We start from the raw sequence: 21,192 nt of genomic DNA, 5'->3' as shown, positions 1-21,192 counted from the left end.
CCGAATGTCCGAAGAGCCACAAATATCGTTCTTAACCGTCCTAGTGTGGCCAAACCTCCATTAGAGTTCTGGCAATCCGTCTGTTCGCGGAGATGCTCCTGACTCCCAGAGTCCCTGCTAAAAGGATCCGCCTATGACCGCTGTTCAACAACAAGGAACCTTGCGTCGCAACCTGGGGATGTGGGCCATCGTCGGCCTCGGCCTCGGGTACATGACCCCCACTGTCGTATTCGACACCTTCGGTATCGTCTCCGACATCACCGACGGCACCGTGCCCATGGCCTACCTCGTAGCCCTCATCGTGATGGTCTTTACCGCTATCAGCTACGGCAAGATGGCTGGCGCCATTCCGAGCGCCGGCTCGGCCTACACCTATGTGCGTGAATCGATGCACCCCAACCTCGGCTTCATGGTTGGTTGGACCTCACTGCTCGACTATTTGCTGCTGCCGATGGTCAACGCGCTCATCATCCGCCTCTACATGGAGCAGATGTTCCCCGACGTTCCCGCGTGGATCTGGGTGGTGCTCTACTGCATCGGCGTGACGGCGCTCGTCGCCACGAGCATGCGCGGCACCTCGAACTTCAACGCGCTGCTGCTGATCTTTGCGGTCATCGTGATCCTCGTCTTCATCGGCCTCGTCATTCAGCAGGTCCTCAGCGGAGAGGGCATGGGCACGTTGGTCAGCAGCCGGCCATTCGTGCACGAGGGACTCGACTCGCAGTCGCTGCTCATGGCCGCGACGGTGGTCTGCTTTAGCTTCATCGGCTTCGACGCGATCACGATGTACGCCGAGGAAGCTCGGGACTCGAAGACGNTGCCGCGCGCGATTCTGCTCACCGTGATTATCGGTGGCGCAATCTTCTTCGTCGCGAGCTACTTCGCGCAGCTGCGGTTCCCCGACAACACCCCGTTCGGTGAGTTCACCGACGACCCGCTCCCCCAAATCGGTCTCATCATCGGGGGCCAGGTCTTCCAGATCATCTTCGTCGCCGCGGGCTTCACCGCGACGCTCGCGTCGGGCCTCGCCTCACACGCCTCGGTGTCGCGCATGCTGCTGGTCATGGGGCGCAACAACGTGTTCCCCCGCAAGTGGTTCGGTCGCATCAACGCGAAGAGCCACACCCCCGTGTTCAACGTCGTGCTCGTCGGTATCGTCTCGCTGTTGGCGATTGAGTTTTCGCTCGAACTCATTTCGGCCTTCATCAACTTTGGCGCGCTCATTGCCTTTAGCTTCGTGAACGCCTCGGTGATTGCCTACTTCGCGTGGCGCAAGGGGTTGCGCAAGACCCCCGGCGACATCTTCAAATACATCGTCATGCCGGGCATCGGTCTCGCGCTGACCGTGCTGCTCTGGCTGAACCTCCACCTTGAGGCGTTGATCGGCGGTGGCATCTGGCTGGCGCTCGGCCTCATCTATCTCGCGGTGATTACCCGCGGCTTCCGTAAGAAGGTCGTCGCGTTCGACGAGAACCAGCCAGTCACCGGGTTCAACAAGATTCCCGAGGGTGTCGGCGACGACGACGGCGAGCTCGAGCCTGTCACCGACGGATCGTCGCCCCGTAACTAACCCAATAGCGCAAGTTCGACGTCGAGTGCCCGAGCAACTGCCTCGACGTCGAACTCTGTGATGGTGGTGGGCGGTTTGAACTTGANCACGTTCTGCCGCTCGCTCGCAGGCTGCACGATGATGCCGTGGTGCAGCATCCGTTCGCACACTAGTGCGGTCTCTTCGGTTGTTGGCTCGAGGGGCTCGCGGTCACGAACGAGCTCGACGCCGTGGTAGAGCCCACTGCCGTGCACCGCGCCGATCCAAACGTGGCGTGCCTGCAGCTCCTGCATCAGCTCGGTGAAGCGGGTGCCGGCCCGGACGGCGCGCTCCATGACGCGCTCCTCATCGAGGAGGTCGAGTACCGCGGAGCCGACCGCACCGGGCGGGAAGCCGTTGCCCGAGGCCTTGGCGACCGTGATGATGTCGGGGCAGGCGCCGGCAACCTCGGCGCCCCAGAAGTGGTTGCCGTGGGTGAGGAGAAGGCGATATGCAAACGGTCGAAGTTGGGACCGCGGTGATTCGGCGGTGAGTCGGTCGCAATTCAGGTGCTTCGGTGCGAATCGTGTGGGAAACGACAGGAAGCAAGGCCTCGTATGCCAAGGTCTTGCTTCCTCAATTTCTTACGTGGGCCCGGAGGGACTCGAACCCCCGACCCTCTGGGTGTAAACCAGATGCTCTAACCAACTGAGCTACAGGCCCGCAGCGATTAACTATAGCGGCTACTCTGCGCCTGCCCATTCAATGCCGCGCAGGTGGTCGTGCAGTTCGCGCGATTCCCCCGCCGCCGTGCCGGCCACGAGCACGCGCGTGCCATCGGAGCGAATTGCCCAGCTGCGCCGCAGTGCCATGCCGGCGTGCTCGTCGAACGAGCCGAGCATCGACGCCAACGAGCCGTGCGGCCAGTGGTCCGACACGCCGATGATTCGGCCGGATGCGTCTTCCGCCGCCAGCCACGCGGCAAGCGTCGCGGGGCTATCGCACGAGACGGCATAGACCTGCACGCCGAGTTGCTCTGCCCGGACAGCGAGCTCGCCGAGCTCACGAATTTCGCCCGAGCACAGCGGCGTGAAGGCGCCCGGAATAAAGACGAGGAGGCGAGGCGAGCCCGGCCCGAGCACGGTGACACGGTCACCGCGGTGCGTCGGCGCGGTGACCGGCTGGTCGCCCGAAACAGTAAAAGTCGGTTCCACGCAGCACAGCGTGGCAGCACATACTGCACATGATCTGAACTGGACGAATCATCAATCAAGCGCACAAATTCATTGTCGGAAGTCGCTAGGCTGTTGAGGTGGCGCAACATCGCAACCCGATGCGGCGTCTAGCACCGCGCTTCCTGACAACGAAAGAGGTCAACGTGGCACTCCACATCTCCGACCCGTATTCCGAGGACTACGTCGACACCGATCCGCAGGAAACTGCGGAATGGAAAGAATCTCTCGACGCGGTCATTGGCGAACGGGGCCACCAGCGTGCCCGCGAAGTCATGCTGGCGCTGCTCCAGCGCTCGCGCGAACAGCACCTGGGCGTGCCGATGCACCCGGTGACGGACTACATCAATACGATCGCGCCGGAAGATGAGCCGGAGTTCCCTGGCGATGAGTCGATTGAGCGCACCTACCGCCGCTGGATCCGCTGGAACGCGGCAATCACGGTGCAGAACTCGCAGAAGGCACACATCGGCGTTGGCGGTCACATCTCGTCGTACGCGGCGCAGTCGACCCTCTACGAGGTCGGTCTCAACCACTTCTTCAAGAGCTACGACCACCCGGCCGGCCCCGACCAGGTGTACTTTCAGGGCCACGCGGCGCCCGGTAACTACGCGCGGGCCTACCTCGAGGGTCGCCTCACGGAAGACAACCTCAACAGTTTCCGTCAGGAGGCCTCGAAGGCCCCGAACGGTCTGAGCTCGTACCCGCACCCGCGCCTCATGCCGGACTTCTGGCAGTTCCCGACGGTGTCGATGGGTCTCGGCCCGATGAACGCGATCTGGCAGGCGCAGTACAACAAGTACCTCACCAACCGTGGCATCAAGGACGCCTCGGGCTCGCACGTGTGGGCCTTCCTCGGCGACGGCGAGATGGATGAGCCCGAGTCGCGTGGCCAGCTGCAGATCGCGGCGAACTACGAGCTCGACAACCTCACCTTCGTCGTCAACTGCAACCTGCAGCGCCTCGACGGCCCCGTGCGCGGTAACGGCAAGATCGTGCAGGAGCTCGAGTCGTACTTCCGTGGTGCCGGCTGGAACGTCATTAAGGTCGTGTGGGGCCGCGAGTGGGACCACCTCCTCGCCCGCGACAGCGAGGGCGCGCTCCTTCGCCTGATGAACGAAACCCCCGACGGCGACTTCCAGACCTACAAGGCTGAATCGGGCAAGTACGTCCGCGACAATTTCTTCGGCCGCGACCCCGAAGCCCTCAAGCTCGTCGAAAACCTCAGCGACGACGACATCTGGGGCCTCAAGCGCGGCGGCCACGACTACCGCAAGGTATACGCCGCATACAAGGCTGCGCTCGAGCACAAGGGCCAGCCGACCGTCATCCTCGCGCACACGGTCAAGGGCTACGGTCTCGGCACGCACTTCGAGGGCCGCAACGCGACCCACCAGATGAAGAAGCTCACGCTCGCCGACCTCAAGAAGTTCCGCGACACGCTGCAGATTCCGATCGCCGACAAGGACCTTGAGGCCGACCTCTACAGCATCCCCTACTACAAGCCGGACGACTCCGACCCGGCCCTGCAGTACATGCTGGAGCGTCGCCGCGAACTCGGTGGCTTCGTGCCCGAGCGTCGCTCGAAGTACACGCAGATCGACCTCCCCGAGGAGAAGACCTACGCCATCGCGAAAAAGGGCTCGGGCAACCAGCCGGTCGCGACGACCATGGGCTTCGTGCGCCTGCTCAAGGACCTCATGCGTTCGGGCGAGTTCGGCAAGCGCATCGTGCCGATCATTCCCGACGAAGCCCGCACCTTCGGCCTCGACGCGTTCTTCCCGACCGCGAAGATCTACAACCCGCACGGCCAGCAGTACACCGCGGTTGACCGCGAACTGCTACTCGCCTACCGCGAGTCGCCGCAGGGCCAGCTCATGCACGTCGGCATCAACGAGGCTGGAGCGGTCGCATCGATGACCGCCGTGGGCACCTCGCATTCGGTGCACGGCGAACTCATGGTGCCGATGTACATCTTCTACTCGATGTTCGGCTTCCAGCGCACGGGCGACGGCTTCTGGGCCGCAGGCGACTCGCTCGCCCGCGGCTTCATCCTCGGTGCCACGGCTGGCCGTACCACCCTGACGGGTGAGGGTCTGCAGCACATGGACGGTCACTCGCACATCATCGCGAGCACCAACCCGGCCGTCGTGTCATACGACCCTGCCTACGTCTACGAGATCGGCCACATCATGCGCGCCGGTATCGAGCGCATGTATGGCGGAAACCACCCGGACCCCGACGTCATGTACTACATCACGATGTACAACGAGCCGATGGCACAGCCGGCCGAGCCTGAGAACCTCGACGTCGACGGCGTCGTGAAGGGCATTTACTACCTGCGCGCTCCCGAGCTTGAGCAGGGCCCGCAGGCGCAGCTGCTTGCCTCGGGCGTGGCGGTGCCGTGGGCACTGCACGCACAGCAGATTCTCGCCGAGGAGTGGGGCGTTCGTGCCCACGTCTGGTCGGTCACGAGCTGGCAGGAGCTGCGCCGCGACGGCCTCGAGGCGAGCGAGCACAACTGGACCAAGCCGTCCGAGGAAGCTCGCGTGCCGTACCTTCGCGACAAGCTGCAGAACTCCGAGGGCGTGTTCCTCGGCGTGAGCGACTTCAACCACCAGCTGCCCGACATGGTGCGCGAGTTCATCCCCGGTGACTACGCGACCCTCGGCGCCGACGGCTTCGGTATCTCGGATACCCGCGCCGCCGCCCGCCGCTTCTACAAGATCGACGCGCACTCGATCGTCGTCCGCACGCTCTCGGAGCTCGCCCGCCGCGGTGAGGTCGACGCGAGCGTCGTGCAGACGGCCATCGACCGTTACGACCTCAACAACCCGGCGGCCGGCGAGTCCGGCTCGGCGGGTGGCGACGCCTAGGAAGCGCACCCGCGACCAATGACGCCGAAGTTCGACAAAGATCGGGAGATTGCCTGGCTGCGCAGCATCACGGGCGACCTTGCCACGACGGTGCTGCGCCGGATGGAGCTCACGCTTCCCTGGTTCTCTGACATGCCGCCCGGCCGCCGCAGTGCGGTCGGCATGGTGGCGCAGTCGGGCATCGCCGCGATCGTGTCGTGGTTCGAAGACGACGGCGGGGCGCCGTGGGTCGCGCGGGACGTGTTCGACACGGCCCCGCGCGAACTCCTGCGTTCGGTGAGCCTGCAGCAAACGCTGCAGCTCATCCACGTCGTCGTCGACGTCTTTGAAGAGCGAGTTGCCAACGCCTCGCCCGAGATCCGCGAGGGCGTGTTGCGGTATTCGCGCGACATGGCCTTCGCCGCGGCCGAGGTCTACGCACGCGCGGCCGAACAGCGTGGGCTCTGGGATGCGCGCCTCGAGGCGCTTGTCGTCGACTCGATCCTCACGGGCGAGCATGACTCCGAGCTCCCGAGCCGCATTGCCGCCCTCGGCTGGAGCGGCCATGGCGAGGTGGCGGTGCTCGTCGGCACGACCCCGAAGGTCCTCGAGGTCGACCAACTGCGCCGCACGGCCCGCCACAACCAGACCGACCTCCTGGTCGGTGTGCAGGGCAACCGCCTCGTGCTCGTTATTGGGCGCGCTAAGCCGAGCGACGAGTTTGAGGGGCCGCCGATCAGCTTTCTCGAGGTATCACAGCTGCTCGAGGGCGGGTTCGGCGAGGGTCGCCTCGTACTTGGGCCCGAGGTGCCGAACGTGGTCAAGGCCGCGATGAGCGCCCGCGCCGCGCTGGCGGCTTTCTCGGTGGCCGGCGCGTACCGGCGGACCGATCGGCCCATCCTTGCCGACGATCTACTGCCCGAGCGCGCCCTCGCGGGTGACCCCCTCGCGCGGCAGGCGCTCGTGCAGCGTGTCTACCTGCCGCTCGCCGACCACCAGTCCGACCTGCTCACGACCCTCTGGTGCTACCTCGACAACGGCCGCTCACTCGAGGCCACCGCGCGCGAGCTGTTCGTGCATCCGAACACCGTTCGGTACCGCCTCAAGCGCATCAGCGAGGTCATTGGGTGGGACGCGACCGGCGCGCGCGAGGCCGTAATCCTGCAGTCCGCCCTNGATCCTCGGCCGCATCGCCGATTCAAACTCCTATGACGGGCGCGTCACCCCGAAGCCGACAAAGCGTTCCCGCTAGCGTGGTTCGCAGCCACTTCCCGCAATTGACCACCCGAAGAAACGCAGATACATGACCATCATTACCTTCCCCGGTCAGGGGTCGCAGAAGCCCGGCTTTCTTGGCCCGTGGCTCGCGACGCCCGAACGCCGAGACACGCTGGCGCAGCTCAGCGACGCGGTTGGCGTTGACCTCGTTCGCCACGGCACCGAGTCGGACTCCGAGACGATCCGCGACACCGCGATCGCGCAGCCGCTCATTGTTGCCGCCGGCATCCTGACCTGGGATGCCCTGGTCGCGTCGGGCGCCGACCTCTCGGGTGTCGAGGTGGCGGGCCACTCGGTGGGCGAGATCGCCGCGGCGTACGCCGCCGGGGTGTTTGACGCAGCCACCGCGCTCGCGTTCGTGTCGCGACGCGCGACGCTCATGGCCGAGGACGCCGCGAAGCAGACTACGGGCATGTCCGCCGNCGGCGGCAGCGAAGACGAGGTGCTCGCACGCCTCGCCGAGCTCGAACTCGAACCAGCCAACTTCAACGGTGCCGGACAGATCGTCGCCGCAGGCGACCCGGATGCGCTCGAGCAGCTTCGCGCCGAGCCCGCCAAGGGCACCCGCGTGATTCCGCTCAAGGTCGCCGGCGCGTTCCACACTCGCTACATGGCGGATGCACACGAGCAGCTTGCTGCGTCGGCCGGCGGATTCGCGGTGAACGACCCGAAGCTTGGTCTCTACACGAACTATGACGGCACCCGAGTCGACTCGGGCAGCCGCTACCTTGAGTTGCTTATCGACCAGGTGAACCGCCCCGTTCATTGGGACGCCTGCATGGCCGCGTTTGTGGAGGCCGGGCNACACGACGCTCGTCGAGGCCGCACCCGCGGGCACGCTCGTCGGGCTCGCGAAGCGTGGCATGAAGGGCACGAACGGCATCGCCGTGAACGTTCCCGAAGACATTGACGCGGTAGTTGCCGCACTGGCCGCAGAGGATGCAGCATGAGCCCGAAACTCCACCAGGCAACTGGCCCCCAGTTCACCCGTATTCACAGCATCGGCGCCTACCGCGGCGAACTGACGGTCACGAACGACGACATCGCTGGGCCGATCAACTCGTCTGACGAGTGGATCCGCCAGCGCACGGGTATTATTTCGCGCCAGCGCGCCACTGACGACGTCAATGTCATCGACATGGGCATTCGCGCGGGCCAGGAGGCCATCGAGAAGGCGGGCATTGAGCCGAGCCAGATCGGCGCCGTCATCGTCGCCACGGTCACCAACGTGATGCAGACGCCGGCCGCCGCCACTCGCGTCGCTGACGGCCTCGGCGCCACGCCCGCCGCGGCGTACGACATTTCGGCCGGCTGCGCCGGGTACTGCTACGCGGTCACTCAGGCCGACGCCCTCATCCGTGCCGGTGTCGCCGAGTACGTACTGGTGGTCGGCGCCGAGAAGCTGTCGGACGTCATCTCCCCCACCGATCGTTCCATCTCCTTTCTGCTCGGCGACGGTGCGGGCGCGGCGCTCATTGGTCCGTCCGACGAGCCAGGCATTGCCGAGTCAGTCATCGGTTCCGACGGCAGCAAGTGGGACGCGGTTTCGATGAGCAGCCCGCTGCAGGACTACCGTCGCGGCGAGGTCGAGTGGCCCACGCTCCGCCAGGACGGCAAATCCGTGTTCCGCTGGGCTGTGTGGGAGATGGCGAAGGCGGCGCGCGAAGCGCTTGATCGCGCTGGCGTGACGGTCGATGACCTCGCCGCGTTCATCCCACACCAGGCGAACATGCGCATCGTCGACGAGTTCGCGAAGCAGCTCGGCGTGCCCGAGACCGTGGCGATCGCTCGCGATATCGAGACGATGGGCAACACCTCGGCGGCATCAATTCCGCTCGCGACGCACCGTCTGCTCGAAGAGCACCCCGAGCTGTCGGGTGGGCTCGCACTGCAGATCGGCTTCGGCGCCGGCCTCGCTTATGCGGCGCAGGTCGTTCGACTGCCCTAACGGGCCCCCAGCTCTCACCGACCCCCAATCAAACCAACCACCCATAACAAGGAGAACACCATGGCACTTTCGAACGAAGAGATCCTGGCCGGCCTCGCCGAGCTCGTGAACGAAGAAACCGGCATTGCGGCTGACACCGTGACCGGCGACAAGTCGTTCACCGACGACCTCGACATTGACTCGATCTCGATGATGACGATCGTCGTCAACGCCGAGTCGAAGTTCGACGTCGAGATTCCCGACGCCGAGGTCGAGAACCTCAAGACCGTGCAGGACGCGGTCGACTTCATCGCCAAGGCCCAGGACGCCTAGCGAGCCCGTGGTGGCCGCCCGAGCTGTTTGCGGCCACCACGGTTCGTTTCACCCCCACTGGCCCTGTCCCCTCGAGGAAAAGCTACGTTCATGACGAAAAAGATCGTGATCACGGGTATCGGTGCGTTCACGCCGCTGGCAACGGATGCACCCGGCACCTGGGAGGCACTGCTGCGCGGCGAGTCCGGCGCACGTACGTTGCCCGCCGAGACCACGCAGAAGTACGAGATCGACCTGCCGGTGAAGTTTGCTGCGACGGTCAAGGAATCTCCGAGTGAGATCCTTGGTCGCGTGCAGGCCAAACGGCTAGACCCGTCGAGCCAATACGCGCTCATCGCGGGCCGCGAGGCCTTCGCCGACGCGGGTCTTGAGAAGGGCGCGATCGAGCCGCAGCGGTTCCTCGTCGACTGGGCCACCGGCATCGGTGGCGTCTGGACCCTGCTCGACGCCTGGGACACCTTGCGTGAGCGCGGTGCCCGCCGAGTGCTCCCACTGACTGTTCCCATGCTCATGCCGAACGGGCCCGGGGCCGCGATCGGTATGGACCTCGAAGCCCGCGCCGGCATCCGCACCGTCGTGTCGGCCTGTGCCTCGAGCACCGAGTCGGTCATCAACGCGTACGATCACCTGCAGGCCGGCCTTGCTGACGTGGTCATCGCGGGCGGTTCGGAGGCGGCGGTGCACCCGCTGCCGATCGCCGCGTTTGCCGCGATGCAGGCGCTGTCGAAGCGTAACGACGACCCGGAGCACGCTTCGCGGCCGTACGACCGCGACCGCGACGGCTTCGTGCTCGGCGAGGGCGCGGCCGCGCTCGTACTCGAGACCGAAGAGCACGCGCTCGCCCGTGGAGCGAAGATCTACGCCGAGGTCGCGGGCGGCGGCGTGACGGCCGACGCCTACCACATCACGGCACCCGAGCCCGAGGGGGAGGGCGCTGCCCGAGCCGTCGAGGAGGCACTCAAGATCGCCGGCGCATCGCCCGAGGACGTCGTGCACATCAACGCGCACGCTACCTCGACCCCGGTGGGAGACATCGCCGAGTACAACGCGTTCAAGCGCGTGCTTGGCGACCACATTCACTCGGTGCCGGTTTCGGCGACGAAGGGCTCGACCGGTCACCTGCTCGGTGGCGCCGGTGCGATCGAGGCGATGTTCACGGCGCTCGCATTGCACAACAACGTGCTGCCTCCGACGATCAACATCGAGAACCTCGACGAGGAGATCCCGCTTGACGTGGTCACCTCGGCTCGCGAGGTTGCGCTCACCCCCGGCGCGCTCGCTATCTCGACGTCGTTTGGTTTCGGCGGCCACAACGCCGTGCTTGCGCTGCGCAAGTACGCGTAACGCACCACCCACATTNCCGGGGCCCCGGCCATCCGTCGTTTTCTTGCCTGCGTGCGCCGCAGCTCGCGCCTAGTCGGCTCGCCCAGCGAAGGAGGCGATCGTTCCGATCACGCGCAGAACCTGCCCGATAATCGAGAGCACCTCCATCACGATGACGATGCCCTCCATCGTGGTGCTGACGGCCTCGAGGTTCTGGGCGCGGATGCCGGCGGCGTCGAAGTGCGCGAACTCATTCGCCCATTGACGTTCCTGGCCGAAGAGCACGGCGTACGGCAACAGTTCTTCGGTGAGGATGATCTGGTCGAGCTGAAATTGCTCGACAGCGTTGGGCGCCTGCGGTACGCGTGGCAGTCCGAGCGCGTGCCCCGCCGGNGTGAGGTCGCCGACCGGGTCGCGCAGCGCCGTCCGCGGCGTCTGTGTGAATCGGAGTCGCTCCTGTTCGCCGAGGCGAACGTATTCGCGGAGGCCGGCGAGCCTGACACGTAATTCTTTACCTGCGGCGGTAAAGCGAAGAATTGGTGGCGCGGCGAGAAAAAGAATGAAGAAATATCCGACGAGGAATAGCGGCGCGACCACGACAAACCACCAGGCGCCGTCCAAGATAGCGCCAAGGATGAGTAGCGCGAGTACGGCGAAGCTGAGCAGGAATAGCAGCGACAGCGTTGCGAGAAAAAACCCGTTTTGCATACGTTTCGCGAGGCCCGCATCCCTGAGCGACTGGCGTGCATTGTCAAAGTAGCGCGCGAGCTGCCGACGCTGATACCGGCGATCCGCCCCGCGGCCCTTGAGAAAGTAGATGTCGGGTAGCTGCTGACCGTTGCTGGCGGCGATACCAAGTTCGGCGAGGCCCTCGCTGTAGCGACGTTGTTGTCGCTCTGTGGGGCGCGTGGGCGGAGGCAGTCGAGCAGCATCCGCTCTTGCGTCGTAAGTCCATTGCCGAGCATCGCCTCGAGCGCAACCGGGCCCCGGTCTCCGCTCGGCGCGAGCACCCGGACTCGTCCCTTGACCGCGAGGCCGACGAACGCGGCGCCAATCAGCCGGCGATCAGCACGCGTGAGGAGGCCATGCGTGACGACGTCGCCCTCGGGCGGCACGTGCTCGGCGATGCGGTGCTTGGGCAGCCCGGAGGCGGCCGCCCGAGACCACAAGGCGACGCCGAGCATGACCGCTCCCCAGGCGGTGAGCAGGATCAAATAGCCGCCGATATCGCTGGAGTCCACGCGCCGATGCTAGCCGACGCGGTGCATCCAGACGACTGGGCTCTCGTCACCGGCGGTGCGGAAGGGCTCGAGTTCGTCGTCCCAGGCCTGGCCGAGGGCGAGCGAGAGTTCGCGGTGGAGCTCGGTCGCGTTGCCGCCGGCGATCTCCATCGCGTAGCGAATGCGGTCTTCGGGCACGACCATGTTGCCCGACATGTCGACCTGCGCGAAGAAGATGCCGAGGCCGGGCGTGTGCATCCAGCGGCCGCCGTCGGTGTTCGCGCTCGGGTCTTCGGTTACTTCGAACCGCAGGTGCTCCCAGCCGCGCAGTTGCGACGCGATTGCCGCAGCGGTACCGGGGGTGCCGCGCCACGCGAACTCCGCACGAACCGAGCCCGGAATCACCGGCTGTGGAATCCACGGCAGGTTAGTGGGCTCGCCGATCGCCCGGCCAAGCCCCCACTCAACGTGTTGGCAAAGCGCGCGCGGTGCGGAGTGTACGTAGAGCACACCCTGAGTTGTTGGTGCAGCCATGTTGTCCTCCTGTTTCACGTGTGGTGCGTCTTCCCCTACGACCATTCGTGACTCAGGCATGCTGCCCGCCGATATTCAATTCGACTGTCGTCACAGGAATTATGCCCGACTTTATCGGTGAATTACAACCCTGTGATTTAGCCGCGCGGCGTGTTGGAACCCGATTATCCCGGGAATCGAACCAGCCCCATTTCTGCGGGCGAACGAAGCAGTTCGTGATTCGGCACGACGCGCACGGTGTAGCCGAATTCACCGGTCTCGTTCGTGCGCACCGCGACCTCGTAGCGGCCCTCACCGAGCGGCACCATCGGCAGGCGCACCGGGTTTTCAAGCTCGCCGAACTCGCCAACGCGTCCGGCCACGCCCTCCACCAGAACATCCTCGGGCAAGAGCGAGCCGAGGTCGACTTGTGCCGAGATCCGCGCATCGTCGCCGGCCGTCGGGTTGCCGACCTCGTTGTGCACCTCGGTCACCGCGACGCCGTTCCAACCCGCGATGACGCGCTGCTGCCAGTCAGCGAAGCGTCGGCTGCGGTCGAGGTCAGCGGCGATGCGAGCGGTGCGGCCGGCTGGCAGGTAGAGCTGCTCGACGTAGTCGCGCACCATGCGCTCGGCGGCCACCTTCGGACCGACCTGTGACATCGAGCGGCGAACCTTGTCGACCCAGGCCTGCGGGATGCCCTGGCTGTCGCGGTCGTAGAACATGGGCACGATCTCGTGCTCGAGGATGTCGTAGAGGGCCTGTGCCTCCCACGCGTCGCGTTGGTGCGCATCCGCGTTCGACACTGTTGGGATCGTCCAGCCGAGCTCGTCGTCGGCGATCTCGTCCCACCAGCCGTCGGAGATCGACATGGTGAGGCAGCCGTTCATGACCGCCTTCATCCCCGACGTACCCGAGGCCTCTTGAGGGCGGATCGGGTTGTTCAGCCAGATGTCCGATCCCGCGACAAGGAACTTGCCGAGCGAGATGTTGTAATCGGGAATGAATACGATGCGGTCGCGCACGCCCGCGTCGTCGGCGAACTGCACGAGCTGCTGCAGGAGTTGCTTGCCGCCCATGTCGGCCGGGTGTGCCTTACCCGCGATCACGAACTGCACGGGGCGGTCCTCATTAAGCAGGATGCGGCGCAGGCGCTCGGGCTGCTGGAGCATGAGGGTGAGGCGCTTGTACGTCGAGACGCGGCGGGCAAAGCCGATCGTGAGCGCATCCGGGTTGAGGATGTTCTTAGTCCAGCCAAGCTCGGCTTCCTGTGCGCCGCGCTCCTCCCATGATTCGAGTGAAAGGCCACGCGCACGCTCGACGAGCTCTCGCCGGAGCTCGTCACGGATGCGCCAGAGCTCGGCCGAGCCAACCGCATCCGCGTTCTCCCAGCGGTCCGCGGTGGCGACGTCGCGACCGCCGGCCATCGAGTTGATGACCGACTTGATCGGGCCGCGCGTCCAGGTGGGTACGTGCACGCCGTTGGTGATCGATGTAATCGGCACTTCGGCGACGTCGAAGTTCGGGTAGAGGTCCTTAAACATCTCGCGCGAGACCGCGCCGTGGAGCTTGGCAACGCCGTTCGCATACTGCGCGAGGCGCAGACCGAGGTGCGCCATGTTGAAGCGCTGCGGGTCGTCTTCACCGCCGAGCTCGAGTACGCGGGCGACGGGCGCCCCGGCCGCGAGGCGCGACGTACCGTCGGCCAGTGGCTGCAGGTAGCGCTGTGCGAGGTGCATGTCGAAGCGGTCGATGCCCGCGGGCACCGGGGTGTGTGTCGTGAAGAGCGTGGATGCGCGCACGGTTGCGAGGGCGGTCTCGAACGACTCGCCCGCCGTGATGAGCTGGCCGATGCGCTCGATGCCGAGGAAACCGGCGTGGCCCTCGTTCATGTGGAACACATCAGGCTGTGCGAGACCGCTGACCTCGCAGAAGCGCTGCACCGCGCGCACGCCGCCAACGCCGAGCACGAGCTCCTGCTTGATGCGGTGCTCGGCGTCGCCGCCGTAGAGACGATCGGTGATGATCCGNGTCCTCGGGGTTCTCGGGCAGGTTCGTGTCGAGCAGCAGCAGCGTGATGCGGCCGATTGCGGCGCGCCAGACGATGGCGTGCACCTCACGCTCGTCCGGGAAGTTCACCGAAATGCGCAGCTGCTCGCCGGTCTCGTCGAGCACCGGTGAGACCGCGAGATCGGCCGGGTTGTGGCGCTCGTAGCCCTCCTGCTGCCAACCCTCGCGGCTCAGCGACTGGCTGAAGTAGCCGTAGGTGTAGAGCAGGCCGATGCCGATGAGCGGCACGCCGAGGTCGGAGGCCGACTTGAGGTGGTCGCCCGCCAGCACGCCGAGGCCGCCCGAATAAATGGGCAGCGACTGGTGCACACCGAACTCCATCGAGAAGTACGCGATGCTCGTCGCTGCATCCTCGCTGCCGCGCGTGGTGCGCTCGAACCAGCGCTCGACGCCGAGGTAGCCGTCAAGCTCATCGATTTCGAACTGGAGGCGCTGCAGGAAGTCGGCATCGGCCTCGAGCTCGGCGACGCGCTCGGCCGAAAGGCGCTGGAGCAGCGTGATGGGGTTGTGGCCGGTTGCGCTCCACAGCTGCGGGTCGATCGACTTGAACAGCTGGTGAGTCTGCTCGCGCCACGACCAGCGTAGGTTCATCGCCAACGTGCGCAGCGGCTGCAGCTTTTCGGGGAGGACGGGGGCAACGGTGAGCGTATCGAAGGCCTTCACGCATCCGAGCGTAGCGAGTTACGGGTGAACGCGAAGCGAATCTTCGCGAATGCGAACAATCGGCAGATCGTCGCTAGAATTGCTCAGGTTGCGGGGCGGTAGCTCAGCTGGTTAGAGCAGTGGACTCATAATCCATCGGTCACGGGTTCAAGTCCCGTCCGCCCCACCATTTGCCCGCGAGTCAGCGCGGATCTTGAGATGCATCGTGTGGCGCGCCGCACTCGGCCGCATCATACTGCTGCTGCTCGACACGAATNCCCGAGAACCCCGAGGACTACTTCCGGGCCCTGACGTCCTCCCGAGAAGGCGATGTTGTGTCGATCGTGCGCGTCTTCACCGCATCCTCTTTCGCATCGATTGCGAATGCGACGCGCCTGGTGAACGACCTTGGTGAGGTGCGTACGATGTGGAAGGCCGCGCTCAACGCGCGTCGTGGTTCCACTGCGCGTCGGGCGCTCGACGTCCTGATCTGACAACCAGTGGTCACCGTGCAGTACCTGGCCAGCCGCCTGGGGGTGAGCATGTCGCCGTGAATAGTGCTCNCCCCCCCCCCCCCCCCCCACCTCGAAACGGCCGGAGTCCTCCGGCGGCGAAATGAGGGCAGACGAAACCGGCACTGGCAGGCCGACGGCGTGCTCGATGCCCTCGACGCGTTCGATGCCTGCGCCCGAAGCGCAACGCACTAGGTAGTAGCGACCGGCAGTTGCCGCGCCGGATCGGCGAAGGCTAAGGTCGCACCTGCCCGTTGCCCTCGACGATCCACTTCGTGGTGGTGAGTTCAGCGAGGCCCATCGGACCACGCGCGTGAAGCTTCTGCGTCGAAATGCCAAGCTCGGCACCGAGGCCAAACTCGGCGCCGTCGGTGAAGCGCGACGACGCGTTGACCATGACCACGGCGGCGTCGACCTCGTCGGTGAACTGGTTCGCGGCGGCGAGCGACTCGGTCACGATGACCTCGGTGTGGCCCGTCGTGTAGCGGCGGATGTGCTCGATCGCGGTATCGATCGACGGCACGACCTTCGCCGCGATGTCGAGCGAGAGGTACTCGGTCTCCCAGTCGGCATCGGTGGCCGCAGTGGTGGCCGAATCTGCCGAGAGCTGCTGCGTGACATCGTCGGCGTGCACGGTCACGCCCTGGTCCGTGAGCGCGGCAGTGACGAGCGGCACGAACTTGTCGGCGATGCCCTCGTGTACGAGCAGCGTCTCGACGGCGTTGCAGACACCGACCCGCTGCGTCTTCGCGTTGAGGATGATCGGCAGCGCCTTTTCGATGTCGGCCGACTCGTCGACGTAGATGTGCACGTTGCCGGTGCCGGTTTCGATGACCGGCACCTTCGACTCGAGCACGACGGTCTGGATGAGCGCCGCGCCGCCGCGCGGCACAAGCAGGTCGACGAGGCCGCGCGCCTGCATCAGCGCCACGCCACCCTCGCGGCCGTACTCGTCGATGGTCTGCACGAGGTCGGCCGAGTAGCCTTCGGCGACGAGTGCATCCTGCATCACCTGCACGATGGCCCGGTTCGTCGACATCGCCGCCGAGCCACCGCGAAGAATCACGGCGTTACCCGACTTCAGCGCGAGGCCAGCCGCATCCACCGTCACGTTCGGGCGAGCCTCGTAGATCATGCCGACGACGCCCATTGGCACGCGAAGCTGGCGCAGGCGCAGGCCGTTCTCAAGGGTCGAACCGCGCACGACCTCACCCACGGGGTCGGGCAGGTCGGCGACGTCGCGCAGGGCCTCGGCGATGGTCGCGACGCGCTCCTTGGTGAGCTGGAGGCGGTCGAGCAGGCCATCGCTCATGCCGCGTTCCCGGCCGCGAGCCATGTCATCTTCGTTCGCGGCAACGATCTCAGCCGCGGCCGATTCGAGGGCCGACGCGATCGAGAGCAGCATGTCGTTCTTCGAACCGCTGGACGCGCGCGACAGCTGAATCGATGCGGTCTTAGCTCGCTGCGCGGTTTCACGCACCGCGCGCACCGTGTCAGCGTTGATCGTGGAGGCAGCCGTTTCGGTCATACCCACCAGTCTAGATCGCGCGGAGCATCACTAGTCGAGCACCGGAATGCCTGACTGCGTCACCCGTCCCGTGACGATGTCGGTCACCGTGGGGCTCACGAGCGTGAGCTCGTCGCGGTGCACGACCGAACGCACGAAGTCGTCACCGAGACTTGCGCGCATTTCGTCGGTGCTGCGGCCGAGCATCTGCGGCAGCTCGCTCGAGTCGAAGTTCGAGATGCCGTGAGCGATGGCGTCGCCGGCCTCGTTGACAACCTCGACCGGGTCGCCCGCGGCGAATTCCCCATGCACCGAACGGATGCCAGCCGCGAGTAGGGATGCGCCCCGATCCCGCAGTGCGCGCTCGGCTCCCGGGTCGATGACGAGACGACCGTACATCTGCGCTGCGTGCTCGAGCCACACCTTGCGGCGGCGCGAACGGCCCGACGTCGGCACGAACCAGGTGCCCACATCCATGCCCTCGAATGCGGCGCGAACATTCGGCGCGCTTGTGAGCATGACTGGGATGCCGGTCGTCGTCGCCATCTCAGCCGACTGCAACTTCGTCACCATGCCGCCCGTACCGAACGCCGAACCCCGGCCCGTTACCTCGACCCCCGCGACATCCTCCATGCGCTCGACGGTCGCGATGCGTCGGGCCCCCGGCTGCTTCGGCGGGGCGTCGTAAAGCCCGTTGACGTCGGTGAGCAGGATAAGCGCATCGGCTTGCACGAGCTGGGCCACCAGCGCCGCGAGGCGGTCATTGTCGCCGAAGCGCAGCTCGCTCGTGGCGAGCGCATCATTTTCGTTGACGATGGGCACGGCGCCGAGTTCGAGCATGCGCTCAAACGCCTGAGCGACGTGCTGATACCGGTCACGGCGCACGGTGTCGGCCGCGGTCATGAGGATCTGCCCGACTGTAATTTCGTACGCGCTGAACGCGTCGGTGTACTGCGCCATGAGCACGCTCTGACCCACAGCCGCAGCGGCCTGGGCGCCGGCGACGTCGCTTGGCCGTACGTCGTAGCCGAGCGGCATGAAGCCGGCCGCGATCGCACCCGAGCTCACGAGCACGACCTGCTTGCCCGCAAGCGACTGTTCCGCGAGCACGTCGACAAGTTTCCGCAGCGCCGGTACGTTGAGGCGGCCATCCGCTCGCGTGAGCGACGACGAGCCGATCTTGACGACGACCCTCCCTGCGTTGGGAAGTTGGCGGCGGTCGACGATGGGCGAGGTCATGTCTCTNGTGCCGTGCGCACGGCACAATGAATTCATGATTGCAGCGATCTCCATTGCCCCCTCCGGCCCCGCGAGCGACCCGTCGGTCACCGCCGACGAGGCGGGCTCGTATAGCAACGCCGTCGCCGCGGTCGTGCGCGTGATTCGCGCGAGCGGACTGCGCAACGAGACGACCGCGATGTTCACCTCGATCGAGGGCGAATGGGACGAGGTCATGGCCGTCGTCAAGGCGGCGGTCGACGAGGCCGGTCGCTATGGTTCGCGGGTCTCGCTCGTACTGAAGGCCGACATTCGCCCGGGGCACGACGACGAGCTCACCGGCAAGGTGCAGCGCGTCGAAGCGGCCCTGCAGCAGCTCGGTGACTAGCTAGCGTTTTGGCAGCCCGTCGAGCGAGTGGTCCTGCTCATTGACCGAGTCGCGGCCGACCGACTGCACCGACTCGCCACGGTAGAGGCGCTCGAACAGCTCCATCGTCGTGTCGATGTCGTGCGCCTGCACGTCCTTGAGCCCAGCGCGGCCGAGCGCCTCGCGCTGCTCGCGCGGGAGGTCGAGCACACGCTGAAGTTTCTCGCGCGCATCCTCGACGCTGCCAGGCTCGAAGAGCAGCCCGGTCTCGCCGTCGTGCACGAGGTGCGGCAGCGCCATCGAGTTTGCGGCGACGACGGGCAGGCCTGAAGCCATCGCCTCCATCGTCGCGATCGACTGCAGCTCGGCGATCGAGGCGATCGCGAACACCGTCGCGTCGGCGTAGATCGTGCGCAACTCCTGGTCGGTCACGTAGCCGTGGAACTTTGAGCGGTCGGCGACGCCAAGGTCTTTCGCGAGCTTCTGCAGGTGTTGCAGTTGGTCGCCCGTACCGACGATGTCGAAAAAGAGGTCGTCGCCCTCGAGCTTCGCGAAGGCCTTGAGCAACACGTCGATCTGCTTCTCGCCAGTCACGCGGCCGACGAAGAGGATGCGCTTCGGCGACTTCTCTTCGAACTTCGGCGTGTAGTTGCTCGTACGTAGCCCGCACGAAATGGCGAGTACGTCGTGCAGGTTGCCGTTCTGCTCGAGGAAGTCGGCGGCACGGCGCGTGGGCGTCGTCAGCGCGGCTGTCTCGGCGAACGTCTTGTGGGCATCGCGCCACCAGATGCCCGATGCCCATCCCTGCAGAAACTTCGGGATATGCGTGTGCTCGAGCATGTTCTCGAGCATGAGGTGGTTCGTGCCGATGATGCGGATGCCCCGGGATGCGCCCTCGCGCACCGCCGCGCGACCGAGCACGACCGCGGACTGGTAGTGGATGACGTCGGGCTGCACACGGTCGAGCACCTCGCGCATGTGCGCCCGAGCGCGCCACGGCTTCACGTAGCGCAGCCAGTCGTGCGGCCACCAGCGGTCACTCGGCAGGCGGTGCACCGTGATGCGCTGCCCGTCGTATTCCTCGTACCAGGTGCCGTGACGCTTCGACGCGGCGGGCGTCACCACGTGCACATCGAGTCCGCGCGCCGCCATGCCGCTCGCGAGGTTCTGCGTGAACGTCGCCGCGCCATTCACGTTGGGCGGAAACGTATCGGCGGCGATCAACAGTCGAAGCGGCGAAGTCATGAAGTCCTTTGTCATCCAACATATGCACGCACTGGCCCTCGTGGGGCATCCGGCGCAGGCTGAGAGTCGATTCTAATTGCCGCGGCCGAGCGCGTGGTTGCGCACCGCCGACACCTCGTCATCCGACTGGGCCAGCTGCAGCAACAGTACGCCGACGATCGCAACGGCGCCCAGGGCCACGAACAGGACGTTCACGAGCAGGCTCGCCCCCTCGGTTTCGCGGAGCACGACGATGCCAATCGTCACGGCCACGAGCGGGTCGATCACGGTCAGGCCGGCGATCACGAGGTCGGCCGAACTCGAGGCGTAAGCCGTCTGCACGAAGTAGCCGCCGACGAGCAGCGAAATGATGACGCCGGCGAGGCAGGCGAGGAAGTACCAGCCGTAATCGCCCTGCTGCCAGCGCGCGAGCACGACTTTCGCGAGGGTGACGAGGAAGCCGTACATGACGCCGCCCGCGACGACGTAGAACAGGCTGCGCCACTTCGTGCGGCGCACGAGCGCAAACACCACGCCGAGCAGCACGACGAGCGCGGCGAGGATCACGAGCACGATGATGAGCTGCGGCTCGGTGATCTCCTTGTCGACCGCGACCGACGAGGCCACGGCGACGAAGCCGCCCACTCCAGCGACGCAGAGCGTGATCGACAGCGCCTTGCGCCGACCAACCGGCATGCGGCTCTGCTTGGCCGTGATGATCGCCGTGAGCACGAGCGAGATGACGCCGATGGGCTGTACGAGCACGAGGGGCGAAAACAGCAGGGCGCTGAGCTGGCAGGCGACCGCGATGCCGAGCAGTAGCGTGCCCGAAAGCCAGGTCTTCGAATTGAGCAGGCGCAGGAAACTGCCGAGGCCGAGTCCCTCACCGCCATCGCCGTTGCCCGCAGCATCCGCTCGGGCCACCCCGCGATGCTGCAGCATCGCGCTCACCGACATGAGCACGGCGCCGAGGATCGCAAGTGGAATGCCGAGGTACTGCACCCGCCAGAGTTTACGGCCGTTTGGGAAACCCCTGGCCGATACACTCCAGGTATGAGCGTCCTTCCCATTCGCATCTACGGAGATGCGGTGCTGCACACCCCTGCGGAAACCGTCGACGAGATCACCGACGAGGTTCGCGAACTCGTCGCCGACATGTACGAAACCATGGCGGCCGCGCCGGGCGTCGGCCTCGCTGCCCCGCAGGTGGGCGTCGGCAAACGGATGTTCGTGTACAGCTGGGTGGACGAGGACGGCACCGACCACCGCGGCGTCGCGATCAACCCGCGACTCTGGCAGGCGCCCCTCGTTCCCGAGAGCTTTGAGCAACTCGAGGAGGACGAGGAGGAANNNNGGCTGCCTCTCGGTGCCCGGCGAGCGCTTCGAGCTGCGCCGCGCCCCCGCCGTGCTGCTTCAGGCGACTGATCTCGAGGGCAAGGCATA

At 65.9% G+C, this 21,192-nt stretch carries 17 protein-coding genes, 2 tRNA genes and 2 pseudogenes; 11 read left to right on the top strand and 10 right to left on the bottom strand.

The features are described from left to right. Nucleotides 1–178: 178 nt before the first annotated feature. On the top strand, nt 179–1,570 hold the full coding sequence (locus ID132_RS07810) for an APC family permease (protein WP_193128286.1): 1,392 nt from the start codon (nt 179–181) through the stop codon (nt 1,568–1,570). Here the strand turns inward: ID132_RS07810 and ID132_RS14400 are convergent. The 3 genes from ID132_RS14400 to ID132_RS07795 form a co-directional block, all read right to left on the bottom strand. After that, a complete protein-coding gene (locus ID132_RS14400; RefSeq protein WP_328743875.1) occupies nt 1,567–1,971 on the bottom strand; it encodes an aminotransferase class III-fold pyridoxal phosphate-dependent enzyme in 405 nt (134 codons plus the stop codon). The genes ID132_RS07810 and ID132_RS14400 overlap by 4 nt on opposite strands. A 206-nt stretch (nt 1,972–2,177) precedes the next feature. Then, nucleotides 2,178–2,251: transfer RNA gene (locus ID132_RS07800), tRNA-Val, on the bottom strand. Between the two features lie 20 nt (nt 2,252–2,271). Further along, nucleotides 2,272–2,742, bottom strand: coding sequence for a redoxin domain-containing protein (locus tag ID132_RS07795; RefSeq protein WP_164509687.1), 471 nt, complete (start codon nt 2,740–2,742; stop codon nt 2,272–2,274). 164 nt (nt 2,743–2,906) lie between these two features. On the opposite strand from ID132_RS07795, the gene aceE reads away from it, so the two are divergent. The 6 genes and pseudogenes from aceE to ID132_RS07765 all read left to right on the top strand — a co-directional run bounded on the left by aceE (nt 2,907) and on the right by ID132_RS07765 (nt 10,497). Then, complete coding sequence (aceE, locus tag ID132_RS07790; RefSeq protein WP_125105990.1) at nt 2,907–5,636, top strand: pyruvate dehydrogenase (acetyl-transferring), homodimeric type; 2,730 nt, start codon at nt 2,907–2,909, stop codon at nt 5,634–5,636. 18 nt (nt 5,637–5,654) lie between these two features. Further along, the gene (locus ID132_RS07785; RefSeq protein ID WP_235988383.1) at nt 5,655–6,827 is read left to right on the top strand and encodes a PucR family transcriptional regulator; all 1,173 of its coding nucleotides are present in this window, start codon (nt 5,655–5,657) and stop codon (nt 6,825–6,827) included. A 91-nt stretch (nt 6,828–6,918) separates the two neighbouring features. After that, nucleotides 6,919–7,843, top strand: a pseudogene (locus ID132_RS07780) (ACP S-malonyltransferase). Further along, nucleotides 7,840–8,841 carry a beta-ketoacyl-ACP synthase III gene (locus tag ID132_RS07775; protein ID WP_193128280.1) on the top strand — a complete coding sequence of 334 codons (1,002 nt, stop codon included), beginning with the start codon at nt 7,840–7,842 and terminating at the stop codon, nt 8,839–8,841. The pseudogene ID132_RS07780 and the gene ID132_RS07775 overlap by 4 nt, the downstream one beginning before the upstream one ends. Nucleotides 8,842–8,901: 60 nt before the next feature. Then, nucleotides 8,902–9,153, top strand: a complete 252-nt coding sequence (locus ID132_RS07770) for an acyl carrier protein (RefSeq protein ID WP_125105994.1) — start codon at nt 8,902–8,904, stop codon at nt 9,151–9,153. Nucleotides 9,154–9,243: 90 nt separating this feature from the next. Next, on the top strand, nt 9,244–10,497 hold the full coding sequence (locus ID132_RS07765; RefSeq protein ID WP_125105995.1) for a beta-ketoacyl-[acyl-carrier-protein] synthase family protein: 1,254 nt from the start codon (nt 9,244–9,246) through the stop codon (nt 10,495–10,497). A gap of 1,229 nt (nt 10,498–11,726) precedes the next feature. Here the strand turns inward: ID132_RS07765 and ID132_RS07755 are convergent. The 3 genes from ID132_RS07755 to ID132_RS14790 form a co-directional block, all read right to left on the bottom strand. Beyond that, complete coding sequence (locus tag ID132_RS07755) at nt 11,727–12,230, bottom strand: DUF3145 domain-containing protein (protein WP_164509688.1); 504 nt, start codon at nt 12,228–12,230, stop codon at nt 11,727–11,729. Nucleotides 12,231–12,394: 164 nt separating this feature from the next. Continuing rightward, nucleotides 12,395–14,194, bottom strand: coding sequence for an alpha-glucan family phosphorylase (gene glgP, locus ID132_RS07750; RefSeq protein WP_328743873.1), 1,800 nt, complete (start codon nt 14,192–14,194; stop codon nt 12,395–12,397). Further along, complete coding sequence (locus ID132_RS14790) at nt 14,112–14,870, bottom strand: DUF3417 domain-containing protein (protein ID WP_459562456.1); 759 nt, start codon at nt 14,868–14,870, stop codon at nt 14,112–14,114. Before ID132_RS14790 ends, glgP begins: the two co-directional genes overlap by 83 nt. Nucleotides 14,871–15,034: 164 nt before the next feature. Between ID132_RS14790 and ID132_RS07745 the strand changes: the two genes are divergently transcribed. Together ID132_RS07745 and ID132_RS07740 are read left to right on the top strand one after the other, a co-directional pair. Then, nucleotides 15,035–15,111 (top strand) — tRNA-Ile (locus tag ID132_RS07745). 145 nt (nt 15,112–15,256) lie between these two features. Beyond that, a complete protein-coding gene (locus tag ID132_RS07740; RefSeq protein ID WP_193128279.1) occupies nt 15,257–15,415 on the top strand; it encodes a hypothetical protein in 159 nt (52 codons plus the stop codon). 253 nt (nt 15,416–15,668) lie between these two features. Here the strand turns inward: ID132_RS07740 and ID132_RS07735 are convergent, their stop codons facing one another. Both ID132_RS07735 and proB read right to left on the bottom strand, forming a co-directional pair. Further along, on the bottom strand, nt 15,669–16,961 hold the full coding sequence (locus ID132_RS07735) for a glutamate-5-semialdehyde dehydrogenase (protein WP_193128278.1): 1,293 nt from the start codon (nt 16,959–16,961) through the stop codon (nt 15,669–15,671). Nucleotides 16,962–16,991: 30 nt separating this feature from the next. Beyond that, nucleotides 16,992–18,179: a glutamate 5-kinase gene (gene proB, locus ID132_RS07730; protein ID WP_193128277.1), complete on the bottom strand. Its 1,188-nt coding sequence runs from the start codon at nt 18,177–18,179 to the stop codon at nt 16,992–16,994. Between the two features lie 34 nt (nt 18,180–18,213). On the opposite strand from proB, the gene ID132_RS07725 reads away from it, so the two are divergent. Continuing rightward, nucleotides 18,214–18,546 (top strand): thiamine-binding protein, encoded by a 333-nt coding sequence (locus ID132_RS07725; RefSeq protein WP_193128276.1) that lies wholly within the window; start codon nt 18,214–18,216, stop codon nt 18,544–18,546. Here the strand turns inward: ID132_RS07725 and ID132_RS07720 are convergent, their stop codons facing one another. Continuing rightward, entirely contained in the window at nt 18,547–19,770 is a 1,224-nt protein-coding gene (locus ID132_RS07720) for a glycosyltransferase (protein WP_193128275.1), read from the bottom strand. It lies immediately after the preceding gene. A 72-nt stretch (nt 19,771–19,842) separates the two neighbouring features. Further along, entirely contained in the window at nt 19,843–20,751 is a 909-nt protein-coding gene (locus ID132_RS07715; RefSeq protein WP_125106003.1) for a DMT family transporter, read from the bottom strand. A gap of 51 nt (nt 20,752–20,802) precedes the next feature. Here ID132_RS07715 and ID132_RS07710 point away from each other — a divergent pair. After that, nucleotides 20,803–21,192 (top strand): annotated as a pseudogene (locus ID132_RS07710) (peptide deformylase); the annotation flags it as partial.

Origin of the sequence: Gulosibacter sediminis (assembly GCF_014904065.1) — a bacterium.
GTDB classification, from domain to species: domain Bacteria; phylum Actinomycetota; class Actinomycetes; order Actinomycetales; family Microbacteriaceae; genus Gulosibacter; species Gulosibacter sediminis.
The sequence above is the reverse complement of the archived record's forward strand: the minus strand, read 5'-3'. Positions and strand labels throughout refer to the sequence as shown.